Source organism: Chthonobacter rhizosphaerae (assembly GCF_013839525.1).
In the GTDB taxonomy this organism is placed as follows: domain Bacteria; phylum Pseudomonadota; class Alphaproteobacteria; order Rhizobiales; family Pleomorphomonadaceae; genus Chthonobacter; species Chthonobacter rhizosphaerae.
Genome location: NZ_JACDIS010000006.1, coordinates 240,257 through 260,703 on the forward strand (window position 1 = coordinate 240,257; position 20,447 = coordinate 260,703).

Sequence of the window (20,447 nt, forward strand, 5' to 3'; positions counted from 1 at the left end):
GCGACTGACGGCAGGCTGTCGTCCCGTCCTTAAGGAAAGGTATCATGAGCGGTTTCAAGTCGGACTTCCTGCGCGTTCTCGACGAGCGCGGCTTCATCCACCAGATCTCCGATCCGGCGGGTCTGGACGAGAAGTGCCTGAAGGGTCCGATCACCGCCTATGTGGGCTATGACGCCACGGCCACCAGCCTCCACATCGGCAACCTGATCAGCGTCACCATGCTGCACTGGCTGCAGGAGACCGGCCACCGGCCGATCACCCTGATGGGCGGCGGCACGTCGCTGGTGGGCGACCCGTCGTTCCGCGACGACCAGCGCAAGCTGCTCACGCCGGAGCAGATCGACCGGAACATCGCCGGCATCAAGAGGATCTTCGGCCGAATCCTGCGCTACGGCGACGGGCCGACCGACGCGCTGATGCTGAACAACGCCGACTGGCTGACCAAGCTCAACTACCTGGAATTCCTGCGCGACGTCGGGCGGCACTTCTCGGTCAACCGCATGCTGTCGTTCGACAGCGTGAAGCTCCGGCTGGACCGGGAGCAGTCGCTGTCCTTCCTGGAGTTCAACTACATGGTCCTCCAGGGCTACGACTTCACGGTGCTCAACAAGGAGCACGGCTGCATCCTGCAGATGGGCGGCTCCGACCAGTGGGGCAACATCGTCAACGGCATCGACCTCGGCCACCGGCTCGGCAACGAGCAGATGTTCGCGCTGACGACGCCGCTCCTGACCACCGCGTCCGGCGCCAAGATGGGCAAGTCGGCGAACGGGGCCGTGTGGCTCAACGGCGATCTCTTCAGCCCGTACGATTTCTGGCAGTACTGGCGGAACACCGAGGACGCGGACGTGGTCCGCTTCCTGAAGATCTTCACCCGCCTGCCGCTCGACGAGATCGCCCGGCTCGGCGCGCTCGGCGGCTCGGAGATCAACGAGGCGAAGAAGGTGCTGGCCACCGAGGCGACCGCCGTGGTGCACGGCCGCGAGGCGGCCGAGGCCGCGGCGGAGACCGCGCGCCGCACCTTCGAGGAGGGCGCCCTGCCGGCCAGCCTGCCGACGGTGGAGATCCCCCGCGGCGAGCTCGACGCCGGCGTCGGCGTGCTGACAGCCTTCGTCCGGGCCGGCCTCGCCGCGTCGAACGGCGAGGCGCGCCGGTCCGCCGAGGGCGGCGGCCTCAAGGTCAACGACGAGACCGTCGCCGATCCGAAGCGCACGCTCGGCGCCGGCGACGTGAACGACGCGGGTGTCATCAAGCTCTCGCTCGGCAAGAAGAAGCACGTGCTCCTGAAGCCGGTCTGAGCGGTGGCGCTCCGGGAGGCTCCTGGGCGACCGACAAGCCCCGCGGGTCCGCCGCGGGGCTTTTTGCCGTTCGGGCGTCAGGGATCCACGTAGCCGGTGGCCCGGACGGTGAGCGCATGGTCGGCCGGATTCCGCTCGAAGAAGAAGCCCGCGGGCCGGGCGGACTGCTGGGGCAGGTAGTCGAGGGTCGCGGTCGCGTCCTCCACCAGCGACTCGCCGTCCTTCAGTTCGGCGAGGATGTCCACGGCCGCGGCCGGCGAGTCGCCGTCGTTGCGAACGAGGACCTGGACCAGATGGCCCTCGCCGACCGCCGTCACGGAAACGGTCCGCACGGAGATGTCGGGCGGAGCGCCGGTGCCGGTCAGGCCGTCGTGGACGAGGTAGCCGATCATGGCGGCGAGGAGCGCCCCGCCGAGGCCGGCGACAGCCCATTCCACGGGGGACGTGCCGGTGGCCGGCCGCCGCGCGGCGCCGCCCTCCCCGTCCCGGCCGCGGTCGGAGCCGTCGGGCCGGGATCTCGCGTCGTCCGTATCGGATCGGATCATAGGATCAGTCTCGCCACTGCGGCGCCGATCGCGCCCGGAAAGGAGAGGACGATGGCGGTGGACAGGATCTCTTCCCAGCTGATCCCGTCCGTACGGCCGAACGTCCAGAGCATGTAGAGCGACACGAGGAGGACGGCCGCGTAGCCGGCGATCGTGAACCGGGCGAAGACGCTGAGGAAACCCTCGCCGGGTCCGGGCCGCTCGGTGCCGCCGAACTCCAGGCCGTAGACGAAGCCGTGCATCAGCACCATGGTGAAGCCGGCGAGCATCAACTCCTGGGTGGCCGACAGGCGGTAGGCGATCAGCACGACCTCCTCGGTCGGGGCGACGCTGAAGCTGAGGAAGAGCGCGCCCACGACCATCAGGAAGATCTCGCCGCCATAGCTCGTGTTCGGCCGCCGGCGCGCGCCGTCCTCGCCGCCGAGCTGGTTCTGGGCCAGCATGGCTCCGATGGATGCGGGCACCATCTGGACCGCCACTTTGCCGAACAGCTCGCGCAGGCTCATGCCCGGGCCAAGCTCGCCGAGGAACCAGAGAACCGCCAGCACCGTCACGAAGGCCACCGCCACCGCGACCAGCGCGTCGGCGATGTCGTCGGACAGGGCTGCGGTCTCGCGGAAGCCCTCGAAGCGGGAGAGCCTGACCAGTAGCGGCAGCGTGAGCCCGAGGAGCAGCGCCATCCGGAGCGGCTCCATGATGAAGCCGAGCTGCCACATCTCCATGGTCATCAGCATCGGCAGCGCGAAGATCAGCGCGCCCGCGAAGGCCCGGCCGAGCCCGGTCGCGAACTCCTTGAGCTTCGGCGTCACCACGAGCGCGGCGACGGCGCTCCCCGAATCCGGCATCGAACCCCCGACAGATAGCGATCCGGCCCCCGACAGCCGGCTCAGCCTCTGGAACGCGACGGAGGCCGCATCGGTTTCCTGCAGGAGAGATGCCGCGACGCCGGTCGTTATCGCCAACACGCCTCGCATTTCCACGTTAACGACAGAAGCCTTGGAACAACTCTGCCCGTTTCCGGTTCGGCTGAGGCGGCAGCTTCACAAGATGTTCAGCCGCAACTGGGAGCGACCACGTGGCAAAAGTTCTTATTACGGGTGGGCAGGGCTTCATAGGCCGGTACGTTGCCAAGGAACTTCTCGAACATGGCTATGAAGTGCGCGTGCTCGACTCGCTGGTCGAGCAGGTGCACGGCCGCGGCGGCGCAGCCGCCCCCGACTCGGTGGAGTTCATCGAGGGGGATGTGCGCGACGCAGCCACCGTCCGCCAGGCGATCGACGGGGTGACCGGCGTCATCCATCTCGCCGCGGAAGTGGGCGTCGGTCAATCCATGTATGAGATCGAACGCTACGTGTCGGGCAATGACGTGGGGACGGCCGTCCTCCTGGAAGCACTGATCGACAACCCGGTGCAGAAGATCGTCGTCGCGTCCTCCATGAGCGTCTACGGCGAGGGCCGCTACACCACCGAGGATGGCGGGCTCGTCGATCGGGCCAAGCGGAGCCCCTCCCGGGTCAAGGCGGGCCTCTGGGATCTCGTCACCGAAACGGACCAGCCGCTCATCCCGGTGGCGACCGACGAGATGAAGCCGGTCGACCTCGCCTCCATCTACGCGCTCACCAAGTATGCCCAGGAGCGCATGGTCCTGATCTTCGGCGAGGCCTACGGCGTCGACGCGGTGGCGCTCCGGCTCTTCAACGTGTTCGGCGCCGGCCAGGCGCTCTCCAATCCCTACACGGGCGTCCTCGCCAACTTCGCCTCGCGGCTGATGAACGGCCAGCAGCCGATGATCTTCGAGGACGGCGAGCAGCGGCGCGACTTCGTGCACGTGAAGGACGTGGCGCGCGCCTTCCGGCTCGCCTTCGAGCAGCCGCGGGCGGCCGGGCACGTGATCAACGTCGGCTCCGGCCGGGCCTACAAGGTGGCCTACGTGGCCCAGCTCGTCGCCGAAGCCCTCGGCGTGCCGCACATCAAGCCGGACATTCTCCTGAAGGCCCGCACCGGCGACATCCGCAACTGCTTCGCGGACATCTCCAAGGCGCGCGACCTGCTCGGCTTCGAGCCGCGCTACGTGCTGGAGGAGTCGCTCGGCGAGTTCGCCGCCTGGGTGAAGGCCGAGGAGGCCAAGGATCTCGGCGCCGAGATGCGCTCGCAGCTGGAAGCGCGGGGCCTCGTGTCATGACGGGGGCCTCGGGCATCGACGGTCCCATCGCCATCGTCGGCGGAGCCGGCTTCATCGGCTCCAACCTCGCCGAGAGCTTCCTCCTGGACGGCCGCGAGGTCGTCGTCGTGGACACCCTGTGCCGGCCGGGCGTGGAGGCGAACCTCGCCTGGCTGAAGGCGCGCTTCGGCGACAGGATCCGCCACGCGGCCACCGACGTGCGCGACGCCGACGGGCTCGCGTCGGTGCTGGCGCCGGCGGGCGCGGTGTTCCATCTGGCCGCCCAGGTGGCCGTGACCACCAGCCTGGACAATCCCCGCGCCGACTTCGACGTGAACGCCGCCGGCACGCTCAACGTGCTGGAGGCGGTTCGCCGGGCGGGCGCGCGGGCGCCGGTGATCTTCGCCTCGACCAACAAGGTCTACGGCGGCCTGGAAGACCTCGACATGACGGCTGAGGGCGATCGGCATGTGCCGGCGGACCCGACGCTGCGGGACCGGGGCGTCCCGGAGACCCGGGGCCTCGACTTCTGCACGCCCTACGGCTGCTCCAAGGGGGTGGCCGACCAGTATGTGCTCGACTACGCCAAGTCGTTCGGCCTGAGGACCGCGGTGTTGCGCATGAGCTGCATCTACGGGCCGCGCCAGTTCGGCACCGAGGACCAGGGCTGGGTGGCGCACTTCCTGATCAAGGCCATGAAGGGCGAGCCGATCACCATCTTCGGCGACGGCCGGCAGGTGCGCGACGTGCTCCATGTGCGGGACGCGGTGGCGGCCTACCGGACCCTCCTCGACCGCATCGACGAGGTGTCCGGCACCGCTTTCAACCTCGGCGGCGGTCCGCGCAACGCGGTGAGCCTGAAGGAGGTGCTGGGCGAGATCCGGTCGATCACCGGCCGCGACGTGGCGCTCGGCCACGAGCGCTGGCGCACGGGCGACCAGCTCTGGTTCGTGGCCGACACCGGGCTCCTGGAGAAGACGGTGGGCTGGACCCAGACGATCGGCTGGCGCGAGGGCCTGCGCGATCTCGGCGCTTGGCTCAGGGAGAGCGGCCCGGCGAGCGTTCGGACGGCGCCGAGCGAACCCCAGTCCGAGTTGCGGAGAGTGATGGCATGAAAGTCGCCCTGGTCAATCCCGCCTGGACCTACGAGGGCAGCATCTACTTCGGGTGCCGCCACCCGCACCTGCCCCTGGAGCTCGGCTATTCGAAGGCGCTTCTGGAGAAGGCCGGGCACCAGGTGCTGATGCTCGACGGCCAGCTGCAGGGCCTCGACAACGGCGCCCTCGCCGACGCGGTCGCGACCTTCGCGCCCGACATGACGGTGGTGACGACGGCGCCGACCTACCTGTTCTGGCGCTGCGCACAGCCGGAGCTGCGCGTGCCTGCCGAGTTCCTGAGCCTCCTCGCCGGGCGGGGCGGCCGCACGGTGGCGGTCGGCCCGCACGGCTCGTCCACCCCGGCGCCGACGCTGCGCAAGCTCGGCGCGGACATCGTGGTGCGCGGCGAGTGCGAGGAGATCGTCGCCGCCCTCGCCGATGCGTCCGACTGGACGGCCGTGCCGTCCACCGCCTGGTTCGACGGCGACCGGCTGGTCACGGTCGGGCCGGTGCACGCCAGTTCCTTCATCGAGCACGCGCCGCTGGTCTGGCCGGGCGAATGGATCCGCGCCCACCAGCACCATCATCACCGGTTCGAAGCGGTGCAGACCGGCTTCGGCGCGGAGGTGGAGGCCTCGCGCGGGTGCCCGTACACCTGCACCTTCTGCGCCAAGATCGACTTTCGCGACAAGTATCGCCGCCGGAACGTGGACCACGTGCTCGCCGAGATCGACGGGCTGATCGCCGAAGGCGTCGGCTACGTCTACTTCGTCGACGAGATCTTCCTGCCGCAGAAGCCGCTGCTGGAAGGGCTCGTGGAGCGGAACCTGCAGTTCGGCATCCAGACCCGCATCGACCTCTGGAAGCCGGATCTCCTGGAGCTTCTCGGCCGTGCCGGCTGCGTGTCCATCGAGGCGGGCGTGGAGAGCCTGACGGTGGAGGGGCGCGAGCTTCTCGCCAAGCGCTGCCGCCTGACCACGGAGGAGCTGGCCGACCTTCTGATCGAGGCGCGCCGCCACGTGCCGTTCGTGCAGGCGAACCTGATCGGCATGGAGGAGGACGAGGCGGACCTGGTGAAGGCCTGGCGCGAGCGCCTGATCGACGCCGGCGTCTGGGCCAACGAGCCGGTGCCGCTCTATCCCTATCCGTCGTCGCCGACCTATCGCCAGCTCTGGGGCGAGCCGGACGACGAGGCCTGGGAGCGGGCGCACGCCCACTACCTCAAGGCCTTCAACGCCTTCAGCGACATCCAGGAGGAGCGGCCGCTGCCGCTCCGGGAGCTGGAGGGCGCATGCTGCACGGGGCACTGAGCACAACCGCCCCGGACGGGGCGCAGACGGACGCCCCGCCGCGGCGGGTGCTGATGACGGTGGACGCCGTCGGCGGGGTCTGGCGCTACGCGGTGGACGCGGCGCGCGGCCTCAACGCGCGGGGAATCGCGGTCAGCCTGGTCGGGCTCGGCCCTGCGCCCCTCGACCGGCACAGGGCCGAGGTGGCCGCGCTTGCCGACGCCACGCTCGACTGGCTGGACGCGCCGCTCGACTGGATGGTCAGCGGCGAGCAGTTCCTGGCCCGGCTGCCGAGCCGGATCGGCGACATCGCGGCGCGGACCGGGGCGGACCTCGTCCACCTCAACGTGCCGTCCCAGGCGGCCGACCTCGCCCTGCCCTGCCCGATGGTGACCATCGCCCATTCGTGCGTCGCCACCTGGTGGCGCGCGGTGCGCGGCACGGCCCTGCCCCGCGGCTGGGCCTGGCAGACCGACCGGACCCGGGCCGGTCTCCTCGCGGCCGACGCCGTGATGGCGCCGAGCCAGGCGCACGCGGCGGCGGTGGAAGCCGCCTACGGGCTGGTGCCGAACCTTCACGTGGTGCCGAACGCCGCCATGCCCCACGACGGGCCGACAGCCGGGAAGGAGCCGTTCGTGTTCGCCGCCGGGCGCTGGTGGGACGACGGCAAGAACGCCCGCACCCTGGACGGCGCCGCCGTGATGACGCGCTGGCCGGTGCGCATGGCCGGCGGCCTGGAGGGGCCGAACGGCGAGCGGGCGATGATCCTTCACGCCGAGGCCATGGGCGAACTGCCGGCCGGGGCCGTGCGGTCGCTCATGAGCCGGGCCGCGATCGTGGCGAGCCCGTCGGTCTACGAGCCGTTCGGCCTGTCGGTGCTGGAGGCCGCGCTCTCGGGCGCCGCGCTCGTGCTCTCCGACATCCCGACCTACCGCGAGCTCTGGGACGGGGCGGCCCTGTTCGCGACCGCCGACGACCCGGCCGCGCACGCGGTGGCGATCAACCGGCTGGCCGCCGACGAGCGGCTGCGCGCCGACCTCGGCCGGCGGGCCAAGGCCGTGGCCGGGACCTACACGGTGGACCGCCAGGTGGAGAGCCTCCTCGGCGTCTACCGGGCGGCCGCGCGGACGGCGGCGGACAGACGCGTGACGGGCGACGGGGCGCGGGCGGCGGCGGAGCCGATGCTCGCACCCGCGGCGGAGTGAGAGTCCAATGAATTTCGTATTTTACATCCATTCGCTCGTGTCGGACTGGAACCACGGCAACGCCCATTTCGTCCGCGGCGTCCTGTCGGAGCTCGTTTCGCGCGGCCATCAGGTGGTGGCGCTGGAGCCGGTGGACGGCTGGAGCCGCGAAAACCTCGTCCGCGATCAGGGCGAAGCCGCCGTGTCGGCCTTCTACAGGGACTTCCCGGACCTTCTCTCCGTCTCCTACGGCCCCGACTTCGACCACGAGGCCGTGCTCGCGGACGCGGACGTGGTGGTGGTGCACGAATGGACCGACCCGGCCCTCGTCGCCCGCATCGGACGGGCGCGGGACGAGGGCGGCCGGTTCAGCCTTCTCTTCCATGACACCCACCACAGGGCGGTGTCGGCCGAGACGGACATCGCCGGCATGGAGCTCGCCCACTACGACGGCGTGCTGGCCTTCGGCGAGACCCTGCGCGAGCGCTACCTGAAAGCCGGCTGGGGCCGCACCGTCTACACCTGGCACGAGGCGGCCGACACGCGCCGCTTCCGACCGCTGATGAGCATGGACCGGGACGGCGACCTCGTCTGGATCGGCAACTGGGGCGACGACGAGCGGACCGCCGAGATCCACGCCTTCCTGATCGAGCCGGTGCGCCGGCTCGGCATCCGCGCCCTGGTGCACGGCGTCCGCTACCCGGACGCCGCGCTGACGACCCTGGAGGGCGCCGGAATCCGCTACGGCGGCTGGCTGCCGAACGCCAAAGTGCCGGAGGTCTTCTCCCGGCACGTGCTGACCGTTCACATCCCCCGTCGCCCCTATGTGGAGAGCCTGCCGGGTATCCCGACCATCCGGATGTTCGAGGCGCTCGCCTGCGGCATTCCGCTGATCTCGGCGCCCTGGGACGACGCGGAGGGCCTGTTCCGGCCGGGCGAGGACTTCCTGTTCGCCCGCGACGGCGAGGAGATGGAGCGGCTCATGCGCGAACTCCTCGCCGACACCGACCGGTCCGCCCACATGGCCGCCTCCGGCCTCGCCACCATCGAGGCGCGCCACACCTGCCGCCACCGGGTGGACGAGCTGTTCGCCGTGCTCGCCGACTGCGGCACCACCCACGTGAAATCCCTCGTTGCCGCCAAGGAGGCCGCCTGAATGCCCGCGCCCATCTCCGTCGCCTTCTACGGGTCGAGCCTCCTGTCGTCCTACTGGAACGGTGCGGCCACCTATTATCGCGGGCTGATCAAGGCGCTGGCCGCGCGCGGCTTCCGGGTCGTGTTCTTCGAGCCGGACGTCTACGACCGGCAGAAGAACAAGGACATCGAGCCGCCGGACTGGTGCGAGGTGGTCGTCTACGACGGCACCGCCGAGGCCATGCGCGCCGCGGCCGCCGAGGCCGGCCGGTTCAACGTTGTCGTGAAGGCGAGCGGCGTCGGCTTCATGGACGACGAGCTCCTCGAGGCGGTGATCGCCGCCTCGTCGCCGACGGCCGTACGGATCTTCTGGGACGTGGACGCGCCGGCGACCCTGGCCGAGGTGAACGCGGCCGACGGCCATCCGCTCAAGGCGGCGCTGAAGCACCTGGACATGGTGATGACCTACGGCGGTGGCGATCCGGTGGTGACCGCCTACCGGTCGATCGGCGCGCGCGAATGCATCCCGATCTACAACGCCCTTGACCCCGGCACCCACCACCCGGTGGCGCCGGAGCCGCGGTTTTCCGCCGACCTCACCTTCCTGGGCAACCGACTGCCGGACCGGGAGGCCCGCGTGGAGGCCTTCTTCCTGGAGCCGGCGACGACGCTCTGGCGGCAGAAGTTCCTGCTCGGCGGCGCCGGCTGGGGCGACCGCAGCCTGCCGCCGAACGTGTCCTGGCTCGGTCATGTGGCGACCGCCGACCACAATGCCCTCAACGTGACCGCCAAGGCCGTCCTCAACATCAACCGGGACTCCATGGCGGCGACCGGCTTCTCGCCGCCGACGCGGGTGTTCGAGGCGGCGGGCGCCGCCGCCTGCCTGATCACGGACCACTGGACCGGCATCGAGATGTTCCTCGTCCCCGGCGAGGAGGTGCTGGTGGCCCGCGACGGCAAGGACGTGGCGGACATCCTGGGCGGCCTCTCCCTGGAGCGGGCGCGGGAGATCGGCCGGGCGGCCCTCGCCCGGGTGCTCGCCGACCACACCTACGACCAGCGGGCGGAGACCGTGGACCGCATCCTGCGCGACCGGATCGCCGCCAAGCGCGCCGGGGTGGCGGCATGAGCGAACCCCGCCTCGACATCGTGGTGCTGGGGCTGTCGCTCTCCTCCTCGTGGGGAAACGGCCACGCCACCACCTTCAGGGCCCTGATCAACGGCCTCGACCGGCTGGGCCACCGGGTGCTGTTCCTGGAGCGGGACGTGCCCTGGTACCGGGACAACCGGGACATGCCCGCCCCGCCCTTCTGCCGGCTCGCCTTCTACGACGGCGTGGCGGACCTCGTGGAACGGCACGGCGACGCGATCCGCCGGGCGGACGCGGTGATCGTGGGCTCCTACGTCCCGGAGGGCGTGCCGGTGCTCGACGCGGTGCTCCGCCTCGCCCGCGGCACCGTCGGCTTCTACGACATCGACACGCCGGTGACCCTCGCCAAGCTGAAGCGCGGCGACGAGGAGTATCTGGCGCGGCGGCAGATTCCCGAGCTAGACGTCTATTTCTCCTTCACCGGCGGGCCGACCCTCCGCCGGCTGGAGGCTGAGTTCGGCGCGCGGCGGGCCGAGGCGCTCTACTGCTCCGCCGAGGAGGCCGCCTACCGGCCGACCGGCGAGGCGCCCGTCTGGGATCTCGGCTATCTCGGCACCTACAGCCCGGACCGCCAGCCGACGCTCGAGCGCCTGCTGATCGAGCCGGCGCGCCGGCTGCCCCACCGCCGCTTCGTGGTGGCCGGGCCGCAGTATCCGGCGGACATAGACTGGCCGTCGAACGTGGAGCGGATCGACCACCTGGGCCCGGTCGATCACCCGTCCTTCTACAGCCGCCAGCGCTGGACGCTGAACGTGACCCGCGCCGACATGATCGCGGCCGGCTGGTCGCCGAGCGTGCGCCTGTTCGAGGCGGGCGCCTGCGGGACGCCCATCGTGAGCGACATCTGGCCGGGGCTCACCGACCTTCTGCCGGACGGCGAGGCGATCGTGCTCGCCCGGACGGCGGACGACGTGGTCGCGCTTCTCGAGGAGGGCGACGAGGCCGCGCGCCAGCGCATCGGAGCGGCCGGGCGGGCGCTGGTGCTGGCGGAACACACCGGGACGGCCCGGGCGCGGAGCTTCGCCGCCGTGCTCCGGGATCTGGCGCGGCAGGCCGTGGGCCGGGAGGCGATGCCACTCAGACGGGAGCTCTGCTGAGGATTTCCGACCAAACGATCAAGCGAGGACGCGGCTCGCCGACCGGACGAGGACCGGGCGGGACCACGGACCAGACAAAAAGGGATGAGGAGACGATGACCCCACATTCTGCCAAGGACACGGCCGAGCGGACCGCCCTTGTGGCCGGCGGCGCGGGATTTCTCGGATCGCACCTGACCGAGCTCCTGATCCGCAAGGGCTGGCGCGTGGTCGCGCTCGACAACCTGCAGACCGGGTCGACCGCCAACCTGTCGCGCCTCGCCAAGGAGTCGCGCTTCTCCTTCATCGAACACGACGTGATCGAGCCGCTGCCGTCGAGCCTCAAGGCCGATCGGGTGTTCAACCTCGCCTGCGCCGCCTCGCCGCCGCGCTACCAGGCAGATCCGGTGCACACCATGATGACCAGCGTGCTCGGCACCAAGCACCTCCTCGACGTGGCGGAGCGGAGCGGCGGCGTGTTCGTCCAGGCGTCCACCAGCGAGGTCTACGGCGACCCGGACCAGCACCCGCAGCGCGAGGACTACTGGGGCAACGTCAACACCACCGGGCCGCGCGCCTGCTACGACGAGGGCAAGCGCGCCGCCGAGGCGCTGTGCTTCGACTATCTGCGCCTCGGCAAGGCGGACGTGCGCGTCGCCCGCATCTTCAACACCTATGGGCCGCGGATGCAGCCGGACGACGGCCGAATCGTCAGCAACCTCATCTGCCAGGCGCTGTCGGGCAAGCCGCTCACCATCTACGGCACCGGCGAGCAGACCCGCAGCTTCTGCTACGTGTCCGACCTGGTCGACGGCATGTGGCGCCTGTCGGACGTGGCCGACAACCCGGGCGGGCCGGTCAACCTCGGCAACCCGGGGGAGTTCACCATCAACGAACTCGCCGCCCTGGTTCTGGCGATGACGCGCGGATCCTCGCCGATCGTGCACCAGGCCCTGCCGCAGGACGACCCGCGCCGGCGCCGGCCGGACATCAGCCGCGCCGAGGCGGTGCTCGGCTGGTCGCCGAAGGTGCAGCTCGCCAAGGGCCTGCCGCCGACGATCGCGTGGTTCGACAAGATGATCGCCGCCGCGCGGCCGGTGGTGGAGACACCGCCGAAGCGCGTGCGCGCGGGCGGCCGCGTCCCGGCCCTCGCCGCCGCGCCGGCGGCCGCCCCGAAGGCCTGATCGGCGATGACCGGCGCCCCGGCGGCAAGATCGCCGGGGTCTCGCGGACCGCAGAAGACAGTGTGACGGCCGCGCGTCGTGCGCGGCCGTTTGGCGTTCCAAGGACAGGAGACGCCGGTCGGAGAGCGGCCCTTTCAGAGCTCGAAGATCTTCCGGAAGATGCCCGGCGCGATGATGGAGAGCGGGTTCACGGTCAGCGTCGGCGCGTCGATCGGGCCCGTGAGCCGGAACGTGACGCCGAACAGGCCGGCGCGGCCGCCGGCGAACAGGGTCTGGCCGAGGATGGGGATGCGGCCGATCAAGCTGTCGAGCTCGCTCGCCGGCAGGTAGGAGCCGGACAGGCGCAGGCTGTCGCGCCGGAAGTCCACGTCGCCCTGGATCGAAAGGCCGGCGGTGTCGGCGCGGACGACGCCGTCGTTGATCACGAGGCGGCCGGCGCCGAGTTCCAGGTCGAAGATTAGCCGCTCGATGTCGGCGGTCGAAAAGCCGGCGGTCGGCCCCTTGGTGGCCGCCGTGGAGAGGCGGGCGAGGGCCGGTTCCTCCACGATGCGCCAGCGGCTGCCGTCCACCCGCGCCCGGACCACGCCGGCCCGGTCGATGGTGCCGGCGACCCGCGCCCGGCCGCCGAAGACGCGCGGGTAGAGGTCGAGGAAGCGCAGGAGCCGCCCCACCTCCCCCGCCTCCATGTCGATCCGCCGGATGCCGCCCGCGGGCGTCACCGTGGCGGACGCGGAGCCGCCGCCGGCGGTCTGGGCCGCGAACGAGAGGGCCGAGGTGACGCCTCCCTCCATGCGACTCGCCACGTTGACGCCGGTGAGCGCCTCGTCGCCGAAGCCGGTCACCTGGTCGATGGTCACGTCGATGTCCACCGACTTGGTCTTCGGTTCCCCGCCGTCGGCGTCGGCCTTCAGCTGGCGGCGGATCACGTCGCGGGCGTCGAAGCGCGAGCCGGTCACCGTCACGGCATATCGCCCGTCCTCGCGGGAGACCGAGAGGGCGAGCCGGTCGCTCGACCGCAGGCGGACGCGCGGGAAGTCGCCGGAAACGAGGGCGCCGTCGCGGTCGAGCACGAGGCCGCCTTCGATCCGGGCGCCGCCCATCTCCACGGAGATCTGCTCGATCGCCGTACGGGCGTCCGACTTGCGGATCACGAAGGAGGCCGTGCCGGCGGTGCCCTTGGCCTTGCGGAAGCCGAGCGGCGCGATCACCACCTCGGCCTTGGAGAGATCCGCCGTGGCGCGCTGCACGGTGGTGCCGTCCGCGAGGCTCTCGTCCACCAGCGAGACGGTGACCGGTCCGCGCACCGCGTCGCCGAGGTCGAGGCCGAGCGTCTTGCGGTCCTTGTCGCCGAGGACGAGGCGGACGGCGGACGAACCCTCCCCGCCTCCCGCCAGCGGCCGGGCGATGTTCACCTCGGCGGAGACGCCGTCCACCTTGGCGGTGCCGGTGACCGTGGCGGTGCCGTCGGCGAGCGCGATGGTGAGGTCGGCGTCCTTGATGGTGCGCCCCTCGATCGGACGGGCCGAGCCGAGATCCTCCAGCACGATCTCGCCGCCATAGGCGACCTGCTCGGCCTTCACGTCCTTGACGAGCGGCAGCGCCACCCGGATGGACGCGGTGGCCGTGCCGGTGACGTCGTCCGGGCCGGCGGGAAGCTCCACGCCGCGGGCGAGCGGCAGCATCTGCCAGAGGGCGAGCGCCGCCTTGGCGTCGCCTTTGAGGTCGATCCGGGCCTCGCCGTCGGGGGGATCCTTCGCGATCGTCGGGATGGTGAAGCTCGCCCCCGTCACGTCCAGCGAGCGATCGTCGCCGACGTCCACAAGGCCGCGTTCGAGCGTCACCTCGAACCGGTCGTCGATGAGCCGGCCGGTGCCGAAGCCGCCCCGGATCAGCGGGCCGTCGTCGAACGGGCGGAACACCAGGTCCTCGAAGCGGAAGGCGAGCGCCGCCGAGGCGGCGTCGCCGGTCGTGTGGTCGACGGTGTCGTCGGAAACGGCGATGTCCACGGTGGCGTCGCGGATGGTGCCGGAGAAGACGTGCTCGTGCACCCACGATCGCGCCTCGTGCACCACCACCGGCGGCCAGATCGTCTTCAGCGTGTCCACCGGCATGGCCGGGAACACGCCGGAGAGGGCGCCGATCAGATGGCCGGCGTCGTAGCGCAGGCGCATGGCGGCGGCGAAGGACGTGCCTTCTCCCTCCGCCCGGAAGGTGTCCACCACCAGGTCGTTCGCGCCCGGATCGTACGTGCCGTCGAGTTCGCCGAGCGCGCGGTCCCGGGCCGTCTCCCGATCTTTGGCGACGAGCGACAGGTGGAAGGGCCAGCGCGTCGCGCCGGCGGGCGGCGTGGCGACCGTGCCGGTGACGACCGCGTGGGCGCTCGGCAGCACGATCGGCGAGGGGTCGATGACGACCGACCGATCCTCCGCCCGCCAGCGGACCGCGAGGCGGCTGCGATCGAGCAGGAGCCCGCCGTCGGCGGCGGGGCTGCGCAGCGGGCCGACCGTCAGCTCGCCCTGCCCTTCGGAGATGTCGCCCACCGCCGAGAAGCCGATCCGGCCCGCGAAAGCCACCGGGCCGGTGGCGGCGGCGGACTCGCCGGCGAGCGAGCCGAGATCCTGAAGGTCGAAGCCCTCGGTGCGCAGGTCCACCACCCGGGCCGTGCCGCCCTCCCCCGGCGCGACCGTGGCGGACACGAACCAGGGGCCGTTCACGCCCGCGCCGGCAAGCCGCGCGGAAAGGCTGTCGCCTTCGCGCGTGGCCGTCACGGCGGTCTCGTCCAGCACGGTTCGCTGGACCTCGTCGCCGGACCGGCGCTTCAGCGTGAAGGCGCCCACGTCGAAATAGGCGAGCCCGGCGGCGCGCAGCCCCTCGTCGAGGGACGCGAGGAGTTCCGGCACCGCCGGCATGGCGCCGTCCCCGCCGAGGGTGTCCACGAGCACGTGCTCGGACACCACGCTGGTGATGCGCCTTTCAAGGCCGGCGAGCGTGCCCCAGGTGGTGCCGACCTGGAGCGTGTCGAGCGATCCGATGGCGTCCGGCCGATCGATGCGCACGTCGCGGAGATGGATCACGGGCGAGAAGTCGGCCGCGAGGCCGAGGCCCGCGACGCCCACGGAGGCGGTGGTGCCCGGCCCGGCCGCGGACGCCATGGCGGCGGCGATCCGGTCGGTGCCGATCTCGGTGAAGAGCGGGCCGGCCAGAAGCCGCAGAAACAGCGACACCACGCCGACGAGGACGACGACCAGGAGAAAAGCGGCGAGCCGCCAAGGACGGCGGAACAGGACGAAACGCCGGCGGCGAGCCGGTTCGGAGGCGGTTCTTCCAGCGTGTGGCGTCCGTTCGTCCGTCACCCTCACCTCGACCCTCGGACCGCTCGCGGTCCGTTCCGACGCGTCCCCCTCTCGACGCGTGAACGCCGTCGCTGTTCCCTAGAGCAATCGCCCTAGGGGCGGCAACGTCCTTTCGCCGCGATGGCCGACCACGCGCCGTCCGGGGACGATCCGCGCAGTCCGAGCTTGCGTACTTCGCCGGTCGAATGCCACACCTGTCGCACCGCAAAACGCCGCGAGGATCCGATGACCGTGACGCTTACCGAAGGCAGCCCCGCCCCGGACTTCACCCTGCCGACCGACGGCGGCGAAACCGTCAGCCTGGCGTCCCTGAAGGGCAAGCCGGCGGTCGTCTACTTCTATCCGAAGGACGATACGTCCGGATGCACCAAGGAGGCGATCAGCTTTTCGTGCCTGAAGGCCGATTTCGACGCCATCGGCGTGCCGGTGATCGGCATCTCTCCCGATTCGGTGAAGAGCCACGAGAAGTTCCGGTCCAAGTACGAGCTCGGCATCACGCTCGCCGCCGACGAGGAGAAGAGCGCCATCGAGGCCTTCGGCGTCTGGGTGGAGAAGTCCATGTACGGCAAGGCCTACATGGGCGTGGACCGCTCCACCTTCCTGATCGACGCCGAGGGGCGGATCGCCAAGGCCTGGCGCAAGGTGAAGGTGCCCGGTCACGCGGAAGAGGTTCTGGCGGCCGCCAAGGCGATCGCCTGATCGTCGCGGACCTGTCGTTTGGATTGAAGAGGACGCCTCGATGTCGGATCGCAGCCTCGTTCCCCTCCTGTCCGAGACGGAAGGGGCCGATCTCGACGCCGGCATCGTCGGCGACACGCTCTACGAACGGTCGCGGGCGATCGTCGCCGCGCCCGACCTGTCCCGCAAGGTGACCATCGCCTACCGGACAGCCCGCGACTGGTTCGGCCGCCGCCTCGCCCGAGGCTCCGGCCGGACCAGCGCGCCGATGCCCGCGCGACCCGGGCGTCCGGACCGGCCGCTGCTGGTCGCCCCGCGCGACATGCCCCGGCGGTCGCGCGGCGGCGAGGGATCCGGCAAGATCGCCCTCGTGCACAGCCTCGCCCACATCGAGCTCAACGCCGTCGATCTCACCTGGGACCTGATCGGCCGCTTCATCGACGAGCCGATGCCCCGGTCCTTCTTCGACGACTGGGTCCAGGTGGGCCTGGAGGAGGCCAAGCACTTCGCCCTCCTCGATCGTCGGCTGAAGGAGCTCGGCGCCGCCTACGGCGACCTTCCGGCCCACGACGGCCTCTGGCAGGCGGCAGAGGCGACCGGCCACGATCTCACCGCGCGGCTCGCCGTCATCCCGCTGGTGCTGGAGGCCCGCGGGCTCGACGTCACCCCGTCCATGGGCGAGAAGCTGCGCGAGGCCGGCGACCAGGCCACCGCCGCGATCCTGGACGTGATCTACCGCGACGAGCGCCGCCACGTGGCCTTCGGCGCCAAGTGGTTCCGCTTCCTCTGCGACCGGGAGCGCCGCGCTCCGGAGCCGGCCTTCCACGACCTGGTGCGGACCTATTTCCGCGGCGCGCTGAAGCCCCCGTTCAACGATCGGGCGCGGTCCGAGGCCGGTCTGACGCCAGGGTTCTACAAGCCGCTCGCGAGTCTGACGGGCTGACGCGGGACCGGCCGCCCGCGACGCCGCTAAAGCTCTATTAACCTTAAGGGTTCCTAATACTCCGACACGTTCCCGAACGGGACGTCGCTGGTCGGAGACGCATACCCATGGCGAAGCAGCGAGTCGAAGATCGCTACCGCGCGCAAACCCCCTCCCGCCGCATCGTTGTCGTGAAGGGAAACGATGCCCGTTCCTACACGATCCGCCCGTGGTTGGCGGCGGCGCTGTCCTGCGTCGGGGCGCTGATCGCCGTCGGGTTCATCGGATCCACCGCCTACCTCGCCTTCCGCGACGACCTGATCGGCGCTTCGATCGCCCGCAACGCGGACCTGCAGCAGGCCTACGAGGACCGGATCGCGGCGCTTCGCTCCGAGATCGACAAGATCGCGAGCCGCCAGCTCCTGGAGCAGGTCGCGTTCGACGACAAGGTGGAGCGCCTGCTTTCGGCCCAGCGCGCCCTCGACGACCGTCAGAAGATGGTCTCCGGCCTGATCGAGAAGGCCCGCTCGACCGGGCTCCTCGCCGACGGCGCCGCCGCCCCGAAGGACGATCGGGCGGCCCTGGAGACGGCGCCGGACGCGGCGGCCTACGCGGCCGACACGGGCGCGGCCATCGACCGCCGGTTCGCCGCGCTGACGGAACCCGCCTCCCCCGCGACCGGCGAGGCGGACGACGCTCCGATCGGTCCGGACGGCAAGCCCGACCTGAAGCGCCTCGCCGCCGACATCGCCCGCATGGATGCGGAGCAGACCTCCGCCGTGGAGGCGATCACCGTCGCCGCCCTCAAGCGCGCCGACAAGGTGGAGACCATCGTCAAGCGGCTCGGCGTGACGCTGAAGCTGCCGAAGACGGACGCAGCGGACACGGTCGTCGACGGCGGCGTCGGCGGTCCCTTCGTGCCCATGAACAGCACCGAGGCGCTCAACGCCGCGATGGCGGACGCCGAGGCGGCATTCGGCAAGCTCACCATCCTGAAGACCGCCGTCGACCTCCTCCCCGTCGCCGAGCCGCTCTCCGGGGCGGCGGTGACATCCAACTTCGGCTCCCGGTCCGATCCCTTCCTCGGGTCGTCGGCCTTCCACGCCGGGATCGATTTTCGCGCCCCCACCGGCCGCCCCGTGGCGGCCACCGCCGGCGGCAAGGTCGTCAGCGCCGGCCGGAACGGCGGCTACGGCAACATGGTCGAGGTCGATCACGGCAAGGGCCTCACCACCCGCTACGCCCACCTGTCGCGGATCGACGTCAAGGTCGGCGACGTGGTGAAGCGCGGCGCGGTGATCGGCCGGGTCGGCTCCACCGGTCGCTCTACCGGGCCGCATCTGCACTACGAGACCCGGATCGACGGCACCGCCGTCAACCCGCTGGCCTACATCAAGGCCGGCCGCGAGATCCGCGGCATCTTCCGCTGATTCACCCGATCATGGTCGACGAAACGGCAGGACGGCCCAAAGCCGCCCTGTTATCGTAATTTTTAGCAATGCGAGTTACCGTGTCTTTCAGATAGTTCGTAAGACCAGGATCGGTGCGTCATGCCCCATCACTCGGCCCCCTTCGCGAAGACAGCGGACGATGCCCATACGGCCCGGCGCACCCGCCGGTCCGCGGCGCACGCGGACGGCGCCTTCACGGCCGACCTGCTCGGCGCCTTCCAGACGATCAGGGACGGGATCTCCCTGTTCGGCGCCGACGGCCGGCTGATCATGGCCAATGCGCGCTTCGCCTGCCTTTATGGCCTCGAGCCGACGCTCCTCACTCCGGGCACCTCCTTCGACGCCATCCTCACCGGCATGGCCGGTCCGGGCGAGTTCAAGGCCGTCCACGACATCAGCCAGAAGGTCCGGCAGCGCGCGGCGAAGAGCACGGCGGCGGAAAGCTATGTTCTCGCGTCGACGAAGGGCCGTGTGGTGCAGGTCACCGACCATCCGCTGACCGCCGGGGGATGGCTGACCGTCCACAGCGAGATCTGCGTCGCGGAGGCATGCGAGCCGTCCGTCCCGACCAGCAGCCACGACCCGCTGACCGGACTCCTCGGCCGAGACGTGTTCCGGATCGTGCTCGACCGGTCCGCCCGGCAGTGCACCGTCCCGACCGCCCAGTGCAAGGTGGTGTCCCAGTTCGCGCTCGTGTCCGTGAGCCTCGACACCCTCGGCAGCATCAACGACGTGCACGGATCCGGCACCGGCGACGCCATCATGGTCGCCGCGGCCGGGCGCATCACAGAGATGTTCGGCGACGGAACCGCGACCGCGCGCGTGGACGCGAACGAATTCGCCATCCTGGTCTGGCTCGGTTCGGAGCCGGAGCACGCGCTCGCCCGGATCGACCGGCTGGCGAAGGTACTGGCCACGGCCTACAGCGCCGCCGGCATGGAACTCGCCGGCGCCTTCAGCATCGGCATCGCCCTGGCGCCCATGCACGGCACCGACGCGGAGACGCTGCAGCGCCGGGCGGAGATCGCCCGCCGCTCGGCGCGCGCCGCCAGGCGCACGCAGCCGCAATTCTTCAACGCCCTCCTGGAGGAACAGGCGGCGCAGCGGCGGACCATGGAGCGCGACCTTCGCCAGGCGGTCGCCGACAAGGCGTTCGGGCTCGTGTTCCAGCCGATCGTGGACCTGCGGACGGGCGCGATCAGCTCCGCCGAGGCCTTGTTCCGCTGGACCCATCCCGAGCTCGGGCCGGTCCGGCCGGACGTGGCGATCGCCATCGCGGAGGAGACGGGCCTCATTCAGCAGGTCGGCGAGTTCGTGCTCGAGGCCGCCTGCCGCGCGGCCCGTCAGTGGCCGCAAAGCGTGTCGGTGTGCGTCAACGTCTCGGCGACCCAGCTCGGCAACCCGGACTTCGTCAACACCGTGCTCGGCGTCCTCGCGCGCACCGGCGTCGCGCCCAACCGGCTGATGCTGGAGGTGACCGAGACGGTGCTTCTGGAGAACCAGAACTGCGGGACCGTGATGGAGTCCTTGTCGGCCGCCGGGGTGCGTTTCGCCCTCGACGATTTCGGCACCGGCTACGCGTCCATGCACTACCTGATCGCCTTCGAATTCGACCAGATCAAGATCGACCGCAGCTTCGTCCGCGACCTGCCGAACCGGTCGGACTGCCAAGCCATCATCCAGGCGGTCGTCGGTATGGGGCGGGCGCTCGGCAAGGAGGTGGTGGTGGAAGGCGTCGAGACCGAGGAGGAGCGCCGGGCGCTCTCCGGCCTCGGCACGCTCCTCGCCCAGGGCTTCCTGTTCGCGCCAGGCCTTCCGGGCGACGGGGTCGGGAGCTTCGCGCGCCTGACCCATGCGGTCCGCGATGCGAAGTGGCGGCTGGACGCCGACCGGTCCGCCGTCGCCCAAGCCTCTTGACCGCCCGC

At 70.9% G+C, this 20,447-nt stretch carries 16 protein-coding genes; 13 read left to right on the top strand and 3 right to left on the bottom strand.

The window, feature by feature from the left end; genetic code table 11:
- Positions 1–44 precede the first annotated feature (44 nt).
- Complete coding sequence (gene tyrS / locus HND91_RS13115) at positions 45–1,298, top strand: tyrosine--tRNA ligase (RefSeq protein ID WP_181707023.1); 1,254 nt, start codon at positions 45–47, stop codon at positions 1,296–1,298.
- Between the two features lie 77 nt (positions 1,299–1,375).
- Here tyrS and HND91_RS13120 read toward each other — a convergent pair whose 3' ends face one another.
- Both HND91_RS13120 and HND91_RS13125 read right to left on the bottom strand, forming a co-directional pair.
- Positions 1,376–1,843 (bottom strand): TIGR02588 family protein, encoded by a 468-nt coding sequence (locus tag HND91_RS13120; protein ID WP_181707024.1) that lies wholly within the window; start codon positions 1,841–1,843, stop codon positions 1,376–1,378.
- Positions 1,840–2,688, bottom strand: a complete 849-nt coding sequence (locus HND91_RS13125) for a TIGR02587 family membrane protein (RefSeq protein WP_181707025.1) — start codon at positions 2,686–2,688, stop codon at positions 1,840–1,842. The genes HND91_RS13120 and HND91_RS13125 overlap by 4 nt, the downstream gene beginning before the upstream one ends.
- Positions 2,689–2,918: 230 nt before the next feature.
- Between HND91_RS13125 and HND91_RS13130 the strand changes: the two genes are divergently transcribed.
- The 8 genes from HND91_RS13130 to HND91_RS13165 all read left to right on the top strand — a co-directional run bounded on the left by HND91_RS13130 (position 2,919) and on the right by HND91_RS13165 (position 12,118).
- Complete coding sequence (locus HND91_RS13130; RefSeq protein ID WP_181707026.1) at positions 2,919–4,025, top strand: SDR family NAD(P)-dependent oxidoreductase; 1,107 nt, start codon at positions 2,919–2,921, stop codon at positions 4,023–4,025.
- Positions 4,022–5,119, top strand: a complete 1,098-nt coding sequence (locus tag HND91_RS13135; RefSeq protein WP_181707027.1) for an NAD-dependent epimerase/dehydratase family protein — start codon at positions 4,022–4,024, stop codon at positions 5,117–5,119. The genes HND91_RS13130 and HND91_RS13135 overlap by 4 nt, the downstream gene beginning before the upstream one ends.
- A complete protein-coding gene (locus HND91_RS13140; protein ID WP_181707028.1) occupies positions 5,116–6,411 on the top strand; it encodes a TIGR04295 family B12-binding domain-containing radical SAM protein in 1,296 nt (431 codons plus the stop codon). Before HND91_RS13135 ends, HND91_RS13140 begins: the two co-directional genes overlap by 4 nt.
- Positions 6,393–7,595, top strand: coding sequence for a glycosyltransferase family 4 protein (locus tag HND91_RS13145; protein ID WP_246329462.1), 1,203 nt, complete (start codon positions 6,393–6,395; stop codon positions 7,593–7,595). Before HND91_RS13140 ends, HND91_RS13145 begins: the two co-directional genes overlap by 19 nt.
- Before the next feature lie 7 nt (positions 7,596–7,602).
- Positions 7,603–8,730, top strand: a complete 1,128-nt coding sequence (locus tag HND91_RS13150; protein WP_181707029.1) for a CgeB family protein — start codon at positions 7,603–7,605, stop codon at positions 8,728–8,730.
- A 12-nt stretch (positions 8,731–8,742) separates the two neighbouring features.
- Positions 8,743–9,837 carry a glycosyltransferase family protein gene (locus tag HND91_RS13155; RefSeq protein ID WP_181707153.1) on the top strand — a complete coding sequence of 365 codons (1,095 nt, stop codon included), beginning with the start codon at positions 8,743–8,745 and terminating at the stop codon, positions 9,835–9,837.
- Complete coding sequence (locus HND91_RS13160; RefSeq protein WP_181707030.1) at positions 9,834–10,955, top strand: CgeB family protein; 1,122 nt, start codon at positions 9,834–9,836, stop codon at positions 10,953–10,955. Before HND91_RS13155 ends, HND91_RS13160 begins: the two co-directional genes overlap by 4 nt.
- 95 nt (positions 10,956–11,050) lie before the next feature.
- Positions 11,051–12,118, top strand: coding sequence for a UDP-glucuronic acid decarboxylase family protein (locus HND91_RS13165; protein ID WP_181707031.1), 1,068 nt, complete (start codon positions 11,051–11,053; stop codon positions 12,116–12,118).
- 134 nt (positions 12,119–12,252) lie between these two features.
- Here the strand turns inward: HND91_RS13165 and HND91_RS13170 are convergent, their stop codons facing one another.
- Entirely contained in the window at positions 12,253–15,471 is a 3,219-nt protein-coding gene (locus HND91_RS13170) for a hypothetical protein (RefSeq protein WP_181707032.1), read from the bottom strand.
- Positions 15,472–15,696: 225 nt separating this feature from the next.
- Here HND91_RS13170 and HND91_RS13175 point away from each other — a divergent pair, with 225 nt between their 5' ends.
- The 4 genes from HND91_RS13175 to HND91_RS13190 all read left to right on the top strand — a co-directional run bounded on the left by HND91_RS13175 (position 15,697) and on the right by HND91_RS13190 (position 20,439).
- On the top strand, positions 15,697–16,170 hold the full coding sequence (locus HND91_RS13175) for a peroxiredoxin (protein WP_181707033.1): 474 nt from the start codon (positions 15,697–15,699) through the stop codon (positions 16,168–16,170).
- Between the two features lie 40 nt (positions 16,171–16,210).
- On the top strand, positions 16,211–17,092 hold the full coding sequence (locus HND91_RS13180; RefSeq protein ID WP_181707034.1) for a ferritin-like domain-containing protein: 882 nt from the start codon (positions 16,211–16,213) through the stop codon (positions 17,090–17,092).
- 107 nt (positions 17,093–17,199) lie between these two features.
- The gene (locus HND91_RS13185) at positions 17,200–18,501 is read left to right on the top strand and encodes a M23 family metallopeptidase (protein WP_181707035.1); all 1,302 of its coding nucleotides are present in this window, start codon (positions 17,200–17,202) and stop codon (positions 18,499–18,501) included.
- Positions 18,502–18,621: 120 nt separating this feature from the next.
- Positions 18,622–20,439, top strand: coding sequence for an EAL domain-containing protein (locus HND91_RS13190; protein WP_181707036.1), 1,818 nt, complete (start codon positions 18,622–18,624; stop codon positions 20,437–20,439).
- Positions 20,440–20,447: the final 8 nt, after the last annotated feature.

Coding starts and splice junctions, on each gene's coding strand:
- HND91_RS13150 (WP_181707029.1), top strand. CDS start 7,603: ATGAATTTCGTATTTTACATCCATTCGCTCGTGTCGGACTGGAACCAC.
- HND91_RS13165 (WP_181707031.1), top strand. CDS start 11,051: ATGACCCCACATTCTGCCAAGGACACGGCCGAGCGGACCGCCCTTGTG.
- HND91_RS13125 (WP_181707025.1), bottom strand. CDS start 2,688: ATGCCGGATTCGGGGAGCGCCGTCGCCGCGCTCGTGGTGACGCCGAAG.
- HND91_RS13135 (WP_181707027.1), top strand. CDS start 4,022: ATGACGGGGGCCTCGGGCATCGACGGTCCCATCGCCATCGTCGGCGGA.
- HND91_RS13160 (WP_181707030.1), top strand. CDS start 9,834: ATGAGCGAACCCCGCCTCGACATCGTGGTGCTGGGGCTGTCGCTCTCC.
- HND91_RS13120 (WP_181707024.1), bottom strand. CDS start 1,843: ATGATCCGATCCGATACGGACGACGCGAGATCCCGGCCCGACGGCTCC.
- HND91_RS13140 (WP_181707028.1), top strand. CDS start 5,116: ATGAAAGTCGCCCTGGTCAATCCCGCCTGGACCTACGAGGGCAGCATC.
- tyrS (WP_181707023.1), top strand. CDS start 45: ATGAGCGGTTTCAAGTCGGACTTCCTGCGCGTTCTCGACGAGCGCGGC.
- HND91_RS13175 (WP_181707033.1), top strand. CDS start 15,697: ATGACCGTGACGCTTACCGAAGGCAGCCCCGCCCCGGACTTCACCCTG.
- HND91_RS13185 (WP_181707035.1), top strand. CDS start 17,200: ATGGCGAAGCAGCGAGTCGAAGATCGCTACCGCGCGCAAACCCCCTCC.
- HND91_RS13145 (WP_246329462.1), top strand. CDS start 6,393: ATGCTGCACGGGGCACTGAGCACAACCGCCCCGGACGGGGCGCAGACG.
- HND91_RS13190 (WP_181707036.1), top strand. CDS start 18,622: ATGCCCCATCACTCGGCCCCCTTCGCGAAGACAGCGGACGATGCCCAT.
- HND91_RS13180 (WP_181707034.1), top strand. CDS start 16,211: ATGTCGGATCGCAGCCTCGTTCCCCTCCTGTCCGAGACGGAAGGGGCC.